The sequence below is a fragment of the Mucilaginibacter auburnensis genome (assembly GCF_002797815.1).
GTDB lineage: Bacteria > Bacteroidota > Bacteroidia > Sphingobacteriales > Sphingobacteriaceae > Mucilaginibacter > Mucilaginibacter auburnensis.
In genome coordinates this window covers 1,884,458-1,898,310 of the sequence record NZ_PGFJ01000001.1, presented here as the reverse complement: position 1 = coordinate 1,898,310, position 13,853 = coordinate 1,884,458, and the positions used below count along the sequence as shown (strand labels likewise).

12 protein-coding genes are annotated in these 13,853 nt (G+C 41.5%); 7 read left to right on the top strand and 5 right to left on the bottom strand.

Going from position 1 to position 13,853, the window contains the following annotated elements; all coding sequences use genetic code 11:
* Nucleotides 1-33 precede the first annotated feature (33 nt).
* The 3 genes from prmC to CLV57_RS08460 all read left to right on the top strand — a co-directional run bounded on the left by prmC (nt 34) and on the right by CLV57_RS08460 (nt 3,474).
* Entirely contained in the window at nt 34-891 is an 858-nt protein-coding gene (gene prmC, locus CLV57_RS08470) for a peptide chain release factor N(5)-glutamine methyltransferase (RefSeq protein ID WP_100340871.1), read from the top strand.
* Between the two features lie 35 nt (nt 892-926).
* Nucleotides 927-1,250 (top strand): hypothetical protein, encoded by a 324-nt coding sequence (locus CLV57_RS08465; protein WP_100340870.1) that lies wholly within the window; start codon nt 927-929, stop codon nt 1,248-1,250.
* 85 nt (nt 1,251-1,335) lie between these two features.
* A complete protein-coding gene (locus tag CLV57_RS08460) occupies nt 1,336-3,474 on the top strand; it encodes a tetratricopeptide repeat-containing sensor histidine kinase (protein ID WP_100340869.1) in 2,139 nt (712 codons plus the stop codon).
* Here the strand turns inward: CLV57_RS08460 and CLV57_RS08455 are convergent.
* Genes CLV57_RS08455 through recR form a run of 3 tightly spaced genes read right to left on the bottom strand, consistent with a single transcriptional unit; the run spans nt 3,466 to nt 5,717 of the window.
* Nucleotides 3,466-4,281, bottom strand: a complete 816-nt coding sequence (locus CLV57_RS08455; protein WP_100340868.1) for an SDR family oxidoreductase — start codon at nt 4,279-4,281, stop codon at nt 3,466-3,468. The two genes, CLV57_RS08460 and CLV57_RS08455, sit on opposite strands and share 9 nt — an antisense overlap.
* Nucleotides 4,265-5,098, bottom strand: a complete 834-nt coding sequence (locus tag CLV57_RS08450) for a glycosyltransferase family 2 protein (RefSeq protein ID WP_100340867.1) — start codon at nt 5,096-5,098, stop codon at nt 4,265-4,267. The genes CLV57_RS08455 and CLV57_RS08450 overlap by 17 nt, the downstream gene beginning before the upstream one ends.
* 1 nt (nt 5,099) lies before the next feature.
* On the bottom strand, nt 5,100-5,717 hold the full coding sequence (recR, locus tag CLV57_RS08445; protein ID WP_100340866.1) for a recombination mediator RecR: 618 nt from the start codon (nt 5,715-5,717) through the stop codon (nt 5,100-5,102).
* A 165-nt stretch (nt 5,718-5,882) separates the two neighbouring features.
* Here recR and CLV57_RS08440 point away from each other — a divergent pair, with 165 nt between their 5' ends.
* From CLV57_RS08440 to CLV57_RS08425, 4 genes are all read left to right on the top strand, one after another.
* Nucleotides 5,883-7,361: a sodium:solute symporter gene (locus tag CLV57_RS08440; RefSeq protein WP_100340865.1), complete on the top strand. Its 1,479-nt coding sequence runs from the start codon at nt 5,883-5,885 to the stop codon at nt 7,359-7,361.
* A gap of 57 nt (nt 7,362-7,418) precedes the next feature.
* Nucleotides 7,419-8,126, top strand: coding sequence for an LOG family protein (locus CLV57_RS08435; RefSeq protein WP_100340864.1), 708 nt, complete (start codon nt 7,419-7,421; stop codon nt 8,124-8,126).
* A gap of 72 nt (nt 8,127-8,198) precedes the next feature.
* On the top strand, nt 8,199-9,425 hold the full coding sequence (locus tag CLV57_RS08430; protein ID WP_100340863.1) for a TCR/Tet family MFS transporter: 1,227 nt from the start codon (nt 8,199-8,201) through the stop codon (nt 9,423-9,425).
* Nucleotides 9,426-9,465: 40 nt separating this feature from the next.
* Nucleotides 9,466-10,773, top strand: coding sequence for a TCR/Tet family MFS transporter (locus CLV57_RS08425; protein WP_100340862.1), 1,308 nt, complete (start codon nt 9,466-9,468; stop codon nt 10,771-10,773).
* Here CLV57_RS08425 and CLV57_RS08420 read toward each other — a convergent pair.
* The gene (locus CLV57_RS08420; RefSeq protein ID WP_100340861.1) at nt 10,742-11,338 is read right to left on the bottom strand and encodes a DUF502 domain-containing protein; all 597 of its coding nucleotides are present in this window, start codon (nt 11,336-11,338) and stop codon (nt 10,742-10,744) included. The genes CLV57_RS08425 and CLV57_RS08420 overlap by 32 nt on opposite strands.
* 17 nt (nt 11,339-11,355) lie before the next feature.
* Nucleotides 11,356-13,818 carry a bifunctional UDP-N-acetylmuramoyl-tripeptide:D-alanyl-D-alanine ligase/alanine racemase gene (locus CLV57_RS08415; RefSeq protein WP_100340860.1) on the bottom strand — a complete coding sequence of 821 codons (2,463 nt, stop codon included), beginning with the start codon at nt 13,816-13,818 and terminating at the stop codon, nt 11,356-11,358.
* Nucleotides 13,819-13,853 lie beyond the last annotated feature (35 nt).

Genomic DNA, 13,853 nt, shown 5'->3' with positions numbered 1-13,853 from the left:
GTACAAAAGTAGCTTTTTATGTTACTTTGCACTATGCAAACCGTTAAAGATGTATTTGTGAGCTATTCAGCACAGTTGAGCGACCTGTATGACAAACAAGAAGCCGACGCAATAACTTTAACGGCGCTAAGGGAGATAACCGGACGATCAAGCGCTTACATCAAAGCATTTCCTGACGATGATATAACACCTGAAGAGCAAACCAGACTTTCAGATATATTAAAGGAGCTGGCTAAAGGCCAGCCGCTTCAATATGTTTTAGGGCATACTGAGTTTTATGGGCTGCCCTTCAAAGTAAACCCTGCTGTACTGATACCCCGCCCCGAAACTGAAGAGCTGGTTGACTGGGTATTGAAAAGCGATTTAAGCGTTGATAGTCCCAATATTTTAGATATTGGCACGGGTAGCGGCTGCATTGCCATCAGCTTAAAAAAGATCTTAGCTAATGCAAAGGTATGGGCCATGGATATTTCGAACGAGGCTTTGCAAACCGCAAAAGCAAATGCTGAACTCAATGAAGTTGAAGTAAACTTTATTGAAACAGATGTTCTGCAACAATCCACCCTTAACCTTTTGCCTTTTACCTTTAACCTCATCATCTCTAACCCGCCATACGTAACGCCGTTTGATAAAACCCAAATGCATACTAACGTAACAGATTTTGAGCCGCACACTGCCTTGTTTGTTCCGCAACATGATCCTTTGCTTTTTTATAAGGCAATAGCAGACCTGGCTTTGAAAAAACTCACAAAAGGCGGACTGCTGTTTTTCGAGATCAACGAAAGTTATGGCAATGAAACTGTTGACATGCTGAAAAACAAGGGCTTTGAAAAAATTGAGTTACGAAAAGATTTGAGCGGTCGTGACCGTATGATCAAAGCTGTATTATAATATTTTTGTAGCTTTATACATCCCAACTTACTACCATGGAAAGACAAAAATTTCACTACGCTACCGTATCTGATGCTATTGAACAACTCCGCAAACAAGGTTTCAGCTGCGATTTCAACCTAAAGCAAAACCAATTGATGGTTGGCGAGCAGGCTTATACTGCTGATGAATTTGAGATAGTTGATGTGTACAGGTACGAAGGCCAAACCGATCCTGCTGATGAAGCAACTGTTTATGCATTGGCATCACCATCGGGCGTTAAAGGTATATTGGTAGATGGCTACGGCGCTTCAGCAGATGAAGCATCCGAAGAAACACTAAAACGCCTGCATTACAAATACCAGCAATCAGGCAAATAAAGCGTCTTTTATTTGGCGAATAGTAGGTTATCATTATATTAGCTATCGGTAAACGAAAATATTTTTCCGGTTGCCGCCACTATTGATGACCAACTTTCTCGCGAATCCCCAAAACGCTATAAAGCATAGCTTGCATTGGCTATTGCTTTTATTGGCATTACCCTGCTTTGCACAAAACAAACAGATTGACAGTTTAAAAACTGCGCTTAACAAAACCAAACAAGACACATCCCGCATCGTCCTTTTAAAAGAAATTGCCTCAGCTTATACACAGGTTGACCTAAATCAAAGATTAAAATATGCAAAATTAGCGGCACAGCTGGCGGGTAAACTTCACGACCAAAGATCAATTGCTGATGCATACTTGAGCATTGGTACCGCATACGGAATACAGGGTAAGCTTGATAGCGGTATTATGTACTTTCAAAAAGCCTACAGCACAGCCGCTAAAATAAACTATGAAATGGTTATGGGTAAAAGCCAAACCAACATGGGCTTTGCAAATGACAAACTGGATAATGCAAAAGAAGCTATAAGCTGTTACTTTGTTGCGCTTAATATATTCAAAAAAATAAAATACCTGCCTGGTATAAATCAATGCTATACCAACATCGGCTCGTTGTACTTTGACCGTGGGCAACCCGCTTTAGCAAAAACTTACTTTGACGAATGCCTTAAAACCTATACGGCCGACAAAGATGAACGAGGTATTGCCTACGCACTTTATAATTTAGGCAATTGTTACCAGGACTTAAACAAGAATGAACTTGCACTAACCTACCTGGATAAAAGTTTAACAATACGTAAAAAGCTTAATGATGTTAATGGTGTAGGTTTGGTACAGCGTGCCAAAGGTTTGGCCTATTTACATTTAAAAGAGTATGATTTAGCCATAGCTAATTTAGACAGTGCACTAACCGCAATGGTAACCCTTCAGGATACCTATCAGCAGGCAGCAGTTATGCTGGCTCTTTCACAAGTTTACAGGGCGACGGGAGATTATGTAAAGGCGGAGTATAATGCCCTTAAAGGCTTGAAAATTTGTCGCGAAATAAAAACCAAAAATGGCATTTCATTAATGCTACACGAACTGATCAAGGTTTATAAACAGAAAAAAGATATAAATAAAGCATTTGCGTATCAATCAGAATATGTTGATATAATAGATAGCTTACGAAATGAAAAGCTGGTAAAGGATATTACTGTTGTTGAGTTTAAAAGGGTTAAACAAGAGAACACGGCCCTTGCCGATAATAACAGAACTATAAAATCAGAAAACACGGGCTATCTAACTAAATTACAGCAGTATAATAACATATTGGTTATTATTATAGCAACATTAGCCTTTGTAACGCTTGCTGTTGTGGTACTTTACAAGCGCAATAAGGAAAAGCAAATTGTAAATAAGCAGCTCATTCAACAAAAGGAAGAAATAGCTCACATTAACAAAGAGCTGGAGTTGCTTAATGAAGAGATCAACGCCCAAATGGAGCTTACCACTAGTCAGAATGCCGAATTGGAACGCCTCAACTCCGTAAAAAATAAATTCTTCTCTATTATATCTCATGATCTGCGTGGGCCGCTCAACACCCTGCATACATTGTTCAAAATATACCGCGAAGGAGATATCAAAGAGGATGAGTTGCGCGCGCTGCTTGGCCGGTTGGAAGATACTATACTAACAACGGGTGCATTCCTTGATAATTTGTTAGAGTGGTCAAAGAGTCAACTGGAGGGTATAGTGGTTAGAGCCGAAGATTTTGATGTAAAAGACACCATCACGGATAATCTGCACCTTTTCCAAACCAAAATTGAGTTTAAAGGACTTAAAGTAAATAACAAGGTAAAGCATCCCGTAATTGTATATGCCGACCCTAACATGATCCGTTTAGTGATCAGGAACCTGCTGTCAAACAGTGTTAAATTTTGCAGTACCGGCGATAAGATTGAGATAGCTTCAAAAATTGACGGGAATGATGCCGTTATTACAATTAAAGACACCGGCCCTGGCATAAACGAAGCGGAGGTTGAAAAATTATTTAGTCTGGAACATGCAGTTAGCTTAACTGATCAGGGCGAAAAAGGCAACCGACTGGGTTTAATACTTTGCAGGGATATGATAGCTCAAAATAACGGTAGTTTGACCTTACAAACCAAATTGGGTATTGGTACTACCTTTACTATAACGCTGCCGGGCAGTAAGCAAGCTCAAACGTTATTTTAACAGCGGGTCTTTCTCTTTAGCAAATACGTTATAAACCAATTTATCCAGTACACCGGGAATTAGTTTACTTAACAACACGGTAAGTTTTCCCTGCCCGGTCATGATGAGAGTGCGAGCACGGTTTTCAACGCCATCCACAATTATAGTGGCTACCTGTTCTGCGGTCATCATTTTTTCTTCTTGCAGCATGCTTTCGCCCTGTTGAATACCGTCTTTGTTTAATGCGGTGTTACGTATATTGGATGCCGTAAAACCCGGACAAGCCGTAAGTACATTTACACCGGTTTTTAGGTTCTCTACGCGCAGTGCATCCAAAAAACCATTCATAGCAAATTTAGAAGCCGAGTAACCAGTACGACCAGGCAAACCCTTGTAGCCGGCAATGGACGATACACCTACGACGGTGCCTTTGGTTTTTAAAAGTTCTGGCATGGCATATTTGGTGCAGTACACCATCCCCCAAAAGTTAACATCCATTAACGATTTGAGCACCTGCACATCGGCATCATTAAACAATGCACGCATAGAGATACCGGCATTATTAACCAATACATCTATTTTTCCGAAAGTTAGGACGGTTTGCTTTACAAGTTGCTCGCAGTCGCTTTCATTCACAACATCGCACTGTACAGCTACGGCTTTAATATTATATTGTTTTTCAAGAGATTGTGCTATTTCGCAAAGTGTAACGTATTGCCTCGCTCCTAAAACTAAATTAGCGCCGCGTTTGGCAAATTCTGTAGCTAATGCTTTTCCAATGCCCGATGAGGCACCTGTAATAATTACCGTTTTATCTTTCAACTTCATATTGCGCCGGGTACAGCTGTATGCCCGGTACTTTTATTTCAGGCAGTTTAAACAGGTACTTGGAAGCGAAGATAAACATAGCACCATAAAATTGCTTTATGAAAGTCCAGCTAAATTTTGGTGCGTGCGAACTTTTCAAGTTAATGACGTAGGTTTTCGGGTAGTAAAAATTCTTAAAACCGGCTAAGCGCATACGGTAGGAGAAATCAATATCATAACCATATTGAAGAAAACGTTCGTCAAAGCCACCTATCTCATTAAAAACAGAACGGCGTACTAACATGAATGCGCCATTCAAAATATCAATTTCTGAAGTTTGAAACTCCTGCACCCACTCCTTATGATTACGATTGGTTAAACGCGATTTTGGAAAATGTTTTGCCAAACCGGTAAGCTTAAAAAAGCTCACCCAGGGCTTGGTAAGTCCTCTGTTTGACTCTTGTAAAAATGTTCCTTGCGGTCCTAACATACGTACACCCAGGCCGCTAACATCCTTGTGTTCATTCAGGTAGGCAGTGACCTTTTCTAAGGTCTCTTTTCCTAAAATAACATCAGGGTTGACTATTAAAACATACTCGCCTCTTGAAGCCTGTATACCACGGTTTGCAGCCCTAGCCATTCCCTCGTTAGCTTGATTTGTTATTGTACGGAACTGCGGGTATTGCGTTTCAAGCATGATCACACTATCATCTGTTGAAGCATTATCTACTATAATAACTTCATTATCAATATCATTTAGCGATTTGATAACCGAATTAAGCGTAAGTTTCAACAGATCACATCTGTTATGATTTACAACAACAACTGATAGCTTCATATTACTTGGTTAAAGAGTTCTCGTAAGGAACACGCGTTACGATAGATCTGCCTAAGGTGATCTCGTCTACGTACTCCAACTCTCCTCCAAAAGCTATGCCACGGGCTATAGTTGAAATGGTGATGTTAAAGGGTTTTAATTTTTTGTTCAGATAGAATATAGTGGTGTCACCTTCCATGGTAGCGCTCAGGGCGAATATCACCTCTTTCACCTCTCCATCTTTAAGGCGTTCCACCAGCGAATCCACCTGAAGATCGGTTGGACCTACGCCATCCATTGGCGATATCAAACCGCCTAATACATGGTACAATCCGTTAAACTGACTGGTATTTTCAATGGCCATCACGTCGCGGGTATCTTCCACTACACATATTACACCCGCATCGCGTTTGGGGGATGAACATATCTCGCAAATAGCGGTATCTGATATGTTATGACAGGTAGCACAAAACTGTATCTCGTTGCGGAGTTTAGTTATAGCGCCACTGAATTGTTCAACCTCCTGCTTATTTTGGTTAAGCAGATGCAGCACTAAACGCAAGGCGGTTTTTTGGCCCACGCCCGGCAATTTCGAGAACTCGGCTACTGCATTTTCCAAAAGTTTGGAGGAGAAATTCATGTTGCGAAAGTAAGAAATATTAGGTAAATCGCTTACAGTTCGCAAACACAAACCGTCATTGCGAGGTACGAAGCAATCCCAAACTTTGCAGGCCGGAATGCCCTTTTCAGAGATTGCTTCGTACCTCGCAATGACGCTTGGGTTAAAAATACCTACAAATAAATCATGACATCCGGCATACTTTTATCGTTCATTATAGGCTACTTTTTAGTGTTGTTACTCATTTCATGGCTCACCTCCCGTAAATCAGCAGATAACGACACCTTTTTTGTTGCCAACCGAAACTCTAAATGGTATCTGGTAGCTTTCGGTATGATAGGCACTGCCTTAAGCGGTGTAACGTTCATATCTGTACCGGGTAAAGTTGGCGCGCCAAGCGGTGACCAGTTTGCTTATTTTCAGTTCATTTTGGGTAACGCGGCGGGGTTCATCATAGTAGCAACGGTATTACTGCCCTTGTATTACCGCATGAAGCTGACATCAATTTACAGCTACATTGAACATGCACTGGGCACCTGGAGTTATAAAACCGCTGCGGGCATATTCCTGATCAGTCGCACAATTGGTTCAGCATTTAGGCTCTATTTAGTGGTTATTGTTTTACAGCGATTTATATTCGATAGTTACGGCATTCCGTTTTTCGCAACAGTGATAATTTGTTTGCTGCTGATATGGGGTTACACCTTTAAAGGCGGCTTAAAAACCATTATTATAACCGATAGTTTGCAAACGCTGTTCCTGGTATCATCAGTATTTTTGTCCATTTACTTCATCTGCCGAAGTTTGGATATGAGCGTTTTTGAAGCTGCCGAAGCAGTAAAGAACAGCAGCTACTCTAAAGTGTTTTTCTTTGATAATTTCCTCACCAGTCACTTTCATTTCGGCAAACAATTTATTGGCGGCATGTTTATCACCATAGGCATGACGGGCCTTGATCAGGACCTGATGCAGAAAAATCTCAGTCTTAAAAACATCCGCGAAGCGCAAAAAAACATGTTTAGCTTCACCGGGGTCTTCGTAGTGATCAACATTTTCTTTTTATGTGTAGGCGCCATGTTGTATATGTACGCAACAAAATACGGCGTTACGGTTGAAAAAACCGATTACCTCTACCCTACCATCGCCTTAAAGTATTTAGGAGTGATACCCGCTATAGTTTTTATGTTGGGGCTAACCGCTGCTACCTTTGCCACTACCGATTCGGCACTTACCGCGTTAACCACCTCGTTTTGTGTTGACTTTTTAAATTTTAACAAAGGAAAAGATGTTAACAGCAAAGCCAACGTTGCCACGCGGCACTATGTGCACATCGGCTTTTCCGTGCTACTGTTGTTAACTATAGTTATTTTTAATTCGATAAATAACGATGCTGTAGTAAGCGCCATATTCAAAGTGGCATCATACACGTACGGGCCATTGTTAGGCTTATACTCGTTCGGGTTGTTTATGAAGAACAGGCAGGTTAGAGATAAATTGGTGCCGTTTATCTGTTTAATATCGCCGGGTATTTGTTATTACCTCAGCTCGCATTCAACGGAATTATTCGGTTATACTTTTGACAACGAGTTGATATTGGTTAACGGCATTATTACGTTTATTGGGTTACTGCTTACCTCACAAAAAAAGCAGTTTATTGCGGCGTAAAATTTCGCCATTAATATTTTTGAAACAGACACACAACAATTAAGGTTAAAGAGAGCTATGACAGGAGAAGAAAAATTAAGAAGAGCATTTGATAACAAAAACTGGCAGGAAATAAAGGTTAGCGACTCGTGGCAGATATTTAAAATAATGGCTGAGTTTGTAGATGGGTTTGAAAAGCTGGCTAAAATTGGCCCATGTGTTTCCATATTTGGTTCGGCACGTACAAAAACAGATCATCCTTATTATCAAATGGCCGAAGATATAGCACGTATGCTAACCGAACGCGGTTACGGTGTTATATCGGGCGGCGGGCCCGGTATTATGGAAGCTGCAAATAAAGGCGCTTACGAGGCCGGTGGTAAATCAGTAGGTTTAAATATAGAACTACCTTTTGAGCAATTTCATAATAAATATATTGACCGCGATAAGCTGTTAGAGTTTGATTACTTCTTTGTGCGCAAAGTAATGTTCATGAAGTACTCGCAGGGATTTATTGTACTGCCCGGCGGTTTTGGCACTATGGATGAAGCTTTTGAAGCCATGACGCTGATACAAACAGGCAAGATAGCCCGCTTCCCGATTGTATTTGTTGGTACCGACTACTGGGGAGGCTTGTTTGATTGGGTAACCAAAAATATGTTAGAGAAAGAGCACAACATTCATCCGGATGACTTGAACTTATACCGTTTGGTAGATACGGCTGAAGAAGCAACAGAACACATTTTCCGTTTCTACAACAAGTATGTATTGAAGCCAAACTTCTAAGCTATTATAAAACAGCAGGTTTGTATTTATTTTTTTCGTTAAACCGCTTGGATATAATATTTTTGGCGCCCAATGGAATTATCTAAAACGCAGAAGAAAACCGGGTTAGGTTTTATTTTTGCCACGCTATTAATTGATGTTACAGGTTTGGGCATTATCATTCCGGTGGTGCCAAAATTGATAGCTCACCTAATTAATGGCGATCTGAGCCATGCCTCTGCCTACGCAGGCTGGCTAACGGCATCTTACGCCATAATGCAGTTTGCTTGCGCGCCGTTAATAGGTAATTTAAGCGACAGGTTTGGCCGCAGGCCGGTGCTGCTATGTTCGTTAGTTGGGTTTGGTATTGACTACCTCTTTTCGGCTTTTGCGCCAACTATTGCGTGGCTATTTGTAGGACGTATTGTGGCAGGTATTACCGGTGCAAGTTTTACAACCGCAACTGCCTACATTGCCGATGTTAGCGAACCAGAAAAACGCGCCCAAAACTTTGGCATGGTGGGCGCAGCGTTTGGCGTGGGGTTTATAGTAGGCCCTGTTATTGGTGGTATACTGGGTAAATATGACATGCATTATCCGTTTATCGCAGCTGGTATATTGGCATTTATAAATGCTATATATGGTTATTTTACGTTACCGGAATCTTTACCTGTAGAGAACCGCCGTCCGCTTGATCTGAAAAAGATAAATCCGTTTACCTCTGTTTTTCAATTGCGTAAATATGATGCTGTATTAGGATTAGCTGTTGTATTATTCCTGGTGTATTTTGGAGCACAGGCTGTTCAAAGCGTATGGACCTTTTATACCATGTACCAGTTTAAATGGAACGAAGACTGGGTGGGTTACTCGCTTGGTTTTGTGGGCCTAATGATCGGCGCCGTACAAGGCGGACTTATCAGAGTAATATTACCAAAGTTAGGCGAAGAGCGCGCTATATGGATCGGGCTATTGTTATATGCTACAGGATTGTTGCTATTCGCTTTCGCTACTAAGGGGTGGATGATGTTTGCCATTTTAGTGCCCTATTGTTTAGGTGGCATAGCCGGGCCTGCTTTACAAGGATACATGAGTAACCGCGTACCAGCCAATGAACAGGGCAACTTGCAAGGCGGCTTAACCGGTTTAATGAGCCTTAGCTCAATATTTGGACCGTTGTTAATGACAGAAGCCTTTCATGTTTTTACAACTCCCGGCAATTTACATTTCCCAGGGGCGCCGTTCGCCATCGGTTCTTTGGTAATGTTAACAGGCGCTCTTTTAGCAATAAGGAGTTTTAAAAGAAACACTAAGTTAACTTAATGGTTATTGGTATAATTTAATTTCAGCACTTTATACAATTATGCCCGAACTGCTAACGCCCGACCACGATTCAACATCCAATAACAAACCTAAAAAGCGGTCGGCTGCGCTTGGCTTTATTTTCATAACCATTTTTATTGATGTATTGGGTTTAGGCATTATTGTGCCTGTATTACCCAAGCTTTTAGAAACTCTTGGCCATATTGATGTGAGTACGGCATCAAAATACAGCGGCTGGCTCAACTTTGTTTATGCCAGCATGCAATTACTGTTTGCATCAGTTATTGGTAGTTTAAGCGATAAATACGGGCGCCGGCCGGTATTGCTTATCTCTTTACTGGGCTTTAGTATTGATTATTTATTTATGGCCTTCGCACCTACTATCGCCTGGCTGTTTGTAGGGCGTTTTATAGCGGGTGTGGCTGGTGCCAGCAACGCCACGGCTACAGCATACATTTCTGATATCAGTACAGGTGACAAACGCGCTGCCAACTTCGGATTAGTGGGAGCCGCTTCAGGCTTCGGACTAATTATCGGTATCGGGTTGGGTGCCTATCTGGGTGACCTTAATCTTAAATTTCCGTTCTTAGCGGCAGCCGGTTTTGCATTTTTTAATGCATTGTATGGCTTTTTTGTACTACCCGAATCATTAAAACCAGAACATCGCCGCAGCTTTAACTGGAAAAGGGCTAACCCTGTTGGCGCCTTAGTAAACATATTTAAACGCCACCCTGAACTTGGCGGATTGATTAGCGTACTAACGCTGGTTTACACGGCACAGAAGTCGGTTGAATACCTTTTGTCATTTTATTTGTTTGAAAAATTTGAGTGGACAATAAAAAGCGTTGGTACACTCGGCATTTTTATAGGTGTAGTGCTGGCAGCCATACAAGGTGGGTTAATAAGGTATACAATACCTAAATTCGGTCAGCAAAAAAACATTATAGCCGGATTTATTTTTTACGCTATCGGGCTGATACTTATAGCCTTTGCCAATAAAGGTTGGATGATGTATGTATTTATGATCCCCTATTGCCTTGGCGGTATAGGCGGCCCGGCACTACAGGCCTTCGCTACAGAGCGCGTTCACAAAAACGAGCAGGGTGAACTGCAGGGGGCCATTACTATTGTACAAAGTTTGAGTGTTATTATTGGTCCGCTATTGTTTGGTTATACATTTTATGCTTCTACCAACAATAAAGACACGTGGTATTTCCCTGGCTTCTCTTACGCTATAGGTGCAGGAATGGTGTTAATAGCCCTGTTTATTTTAATAAGAATATTTAAAAAGTACGAGGGGAGAAAAAACAGCGCGGTTACTCCAGACCACTTACCCCTCCCGAAATAACGAATTTCATCATATCCGCAGCGTTTTTATCAATTGGTTTTACTTTGTCTGCCGCTACTATAACCACTTGTCCCGCAAATGAGTACGACATTGGAAGATATACCGCTACCTCGCCAGGCAGCCCAAGTTTTGTCAGATCTTTTTGAACTAAAAAACCGATCTTTTTCAAGCCAAATTCATTCACCTCTATAATTACCGCTTCACTGAATTTTTTTTCATCGCCTACAAAAGCAACGGTGAGATCTTTTATGGAAGAATATAGAAATTTAAACAGCGGCAACTTATTGATCCAACGGTGAAACCATTTTTTAATAGGATCAGTAACCACATTGGTAACCAGCACGCCAGCTATCATGATCAGCACAAAAACGTTCAGGATACCCAGCCCCGGAATATGTATAGGCTTACCGGTTTTGCTGTCGGCGAGAATTACTTCACTAATATTAAGGGCGTTATCAATAGTAGAAACGGCCCAGTAAATGAGAAAAATAGCTGCACCAATGGGTACAACTACGATAACGCCTTTCAGAAAATAATTTAACAGCGCACCAAGAACCTTCTTCATTTCTTTTCCGAATATTTCTATTCGTAAAAGTACACCCTTTTTACTCTTTGTGAAATATTAGTTAAAATTTCATAAGGTATAGTCCCAATCTGCGTAGCGAGCTCTTCTATGCGATAAACGTTGTTGAATATTATTACCTCATCACCTTCTTCTACCGGAATACCTGTAACGTCAATCATGGTCATGTCCATTGAAATATTGCCAATGGTTGGTGCCAAGCTACCGTTTACCAGCATTTTGCCAACACCATTGCCAAACGCCCGCAAATATCCATCCGCGTAGCCTATACGCACCGTAGCAATTTTGCCGTTGTCGGCCATCATGCCTTTGCGCGAATAACCAACTGTATCGCCGGCAATAACTTTGCGCACTTGCGATACACTTGTTTTTAAACTTGCTATGGGTTGTAAACCATTATCGGTAGGCGAAATAGCCGCATCAACACCATAGAGACCAATACCTAATCTCACCATATCATATTGTGCAGCTGGCCAGCGGGTAATGCCGGAGGTGTTGCACAAATGTTTAATAACGGTGTAGCCCAAAGCCTCCTCAATTTTTTTGAAAGCAGCTTCAAAACGACTTATCTGTATACTGGTAAAACCATCATGTTCAGCAGCATCACTTGCTACCAAATGAGAAAACACAGATGTTACGCGAATGTATTTGTTGATCTCCAGCATATCGCATAGCGTATCTATCTCAAAGTCCTCAAACCCCAGCCGATGCATACCGGTATCAATCTTAATATGAACCGGATATGATGATACTTCGTTAAGTTGCGCGTATTTTACAAACTCGTCAAGCAAGGCAAAGCTGTACATCACTGGTTGAAGTTTGTATTCTACCATTTTTTCAAAAGCCGAATACTCGGTATTCATCACCACAATAGGTACTGTTATACCGGTTTGCCGTAAGGAAACACCTTCATCTACATAGGCTACGGCTAAATAATCAACCTTGTTATATTGCAGCATATTGGCCAGTTCAAAAGTGCCACTGCCATAGGAGAAAGCCTTCACCATTGCCATCACTTTAACGCCGGGCTTTAATTTAGCCTTATAATAGTTGAGGTTGTTCAGCAAAGCATTGAGGTTGATCTCCATCACAGTTTCATGATTTTTTTGAGAAAGCAACCTGCTTATCCGCTCAAATTCAAAACTGCGGGAGCCTTTGATCAGGATGGTTTCGTCCCTGAATCTGAGGTTTTGTAGTTGAGCTAACAGGGCGTTGGTATCGGCGAAGAAATGCTTGTCCGCCAACTGTATCATTTCCTGCCTTTTCATCAAGGCTTCGCCTACCCCTATAAATCTGTCTATGCTTTTACTCTTTACCAGATCTGCCACCTGAGCGTATAACACATCCTCCGGCAAACCTGATTGGAAAATGTCAGACAGGATTAGTGTTCGTTTTTTGTGCTGATTTTGCTGATTTAAAAAATTAAGCGCTATCTCTAAAGATTGTATGTCGGAGTTGTAGCTATCGTCAATAACAGAACAGTCATTAGTACCTGTTTTAAGTTCTAAACGCATACTAACCGCACTAAGCCGTTCTATGCGCTTATCTGCCTCCACTGCCGAACATCCCATTGCCAGCATAGTTGCCCAGCAAGTTACAGCATTCTCAACAGAAGCCTGATCTGTAAAAGGCACCAGGCACTCAATTTCCTGCTCATTATATATAGCGCGCAGATAATAACTCTTGGAAATAACCGTCTCGCTAAATACATAAAGGTCGGCCTGGCGGAAGGTACGGCTCCAGGTGAAGCATTTATCCGCCACAATTTCATCCTTAAATGGCGTTACCTGGTCATAGTTGTAAATAACCAATTTGCAACCCACAAACAGCTTTAGCTTCTCGCGTATTTTGTCTTTAAAGTCTTCAAAACCCTCGTTATGCGCAGGACCCAGGTGCGTAAGTACGCCAATTGAAGGTTTAATAATTTCTTTAAGCCGGCCCATTTCTCCCGGCATAGAAATGCCTGCTTCAAAAATCCCCAGATCGTTCTTTTCGGTTATCTGCCAAACAGAAAGCGGTACCCCTATCTGAGAATTATAGCTTTTTGGATTACGCACTACATTTTTGTCAATAGCGAACAATTGGTAGAGCCACTCCTTAACAATGGTTTTACCATTACTGCCCGTAACGCCAATAACCTCCAGATCAAACCTTTCGCGATGATAGGTAGCCAATTGCTGCAAGGCAGTCAAAACATCCGGAACAATTAAAAAATTGGCCGAAGGCAATTTAATTTCCGGCCCCTGCTTAACCACAAAATTGCGTACACCGGCAGCATATGCTTCAGCAATAAAAGCATGGCCATTGCGCCGTCCGCTTAACGCAAAGAACAAGCCATCCGCTGCGTTTGTAATACGGCGGCTATCTGTAAGTAATATGCTAATAGCATCATCGTTGATAATGTCGCCATCGGCTTTAATAATATCTTTAACCTGCTGAATAGAGTATTGATTGCTGAGCATAAGTAGATGCTAATTTGCTTATATTTCCCGGCAAT

Excerpts from the sequence above, each read along its gene's own strand:
- CLV57_RS08420 (WP_100340861.1), bottom strand. The coding sequence starts at position 11,338 with ATGAAGAAGGTTCTTGGTGCGCTGTTAAATTATTTTCTGAAAGGCGTT.
- CLV57_RS08425 (WP_100340862.1), top strand. The coding sequence starts at position 9,466 with ATGCCCGAACTGCTAACGCCCGACCACGATTCAACATCCAATAACAAA.
- recR (WP_100340866.1), bottom strand. The coding sequence starts at position 5,717 with ATGAATTTCTCCTCCAAACTTTTGGAAAATGCAGTAGCCGAGTTCTCG.
- CLV57_RS08465 (WP_100340870.1), top strand. The coding sequence starts at position 927 with ATGGAAAGACAAAAATTTCACTACGCTACCGTATCTGATGCTATTGAA.
- CLV57_RS08460 (WP_100340869.1), top strand. The coding sequence starts at position 1,336 with ATGACCAACTTTCTCGCGAATCCCCAAAACGCTATAAAGCATAGCTTG.
- CLV57_RS08440 (WP_100340865.1), top strand. The coding sequence starts at position 5,883 with ATGACATCCGGCATACTTTTATCGTTCATTATAGGCTACTTTTTAGTG.
- CLV57_RS08455 (WP_100340868.1), bottom strand. The coding sequence starts at position 4,281 with ATGAAGTTGAAAGATAAAACGGTAATTATTACAGGTGCCTCATCGGGC.
- CLV57_RS08430 (WP_100340863.1), top strand. The coding sequence starts at position 8,199 with ATGGAATTATCTAAAACGCAGAAGAAAACCGGGTTAGGTTTTATTTTT.
- CLV57_RS08450 (WP_100340867.1), bottom strand. The coding sequence starts at position 5,098 with ATGAAGCTATCAGTTGTTGTTGTAAATCATAACAGATGTGATCTGTTG.
- CLV57_RS08435 (WP_100340864.1), top strand. The coding sequence starts at position 7,419 with ATGACAGGAGAAGAAAAATTAAGAAGAGCATTTGATAACAAAAACTGG.
- prmC (WP_100340871.1), top strand. The coding sequence starts at position 34 with ATGCAAACCGTTAAAGATGTATTTGTGAGCTATTCAGCACAGTTGAGC.
- CLV57_RS08415 (WP_100340860.1), bottom strand. The coding sequence starts at position 13,818 with ATGCTCAGCAATCAATACTCTATTCAGCAGGTTAAAGATATTATTAAA.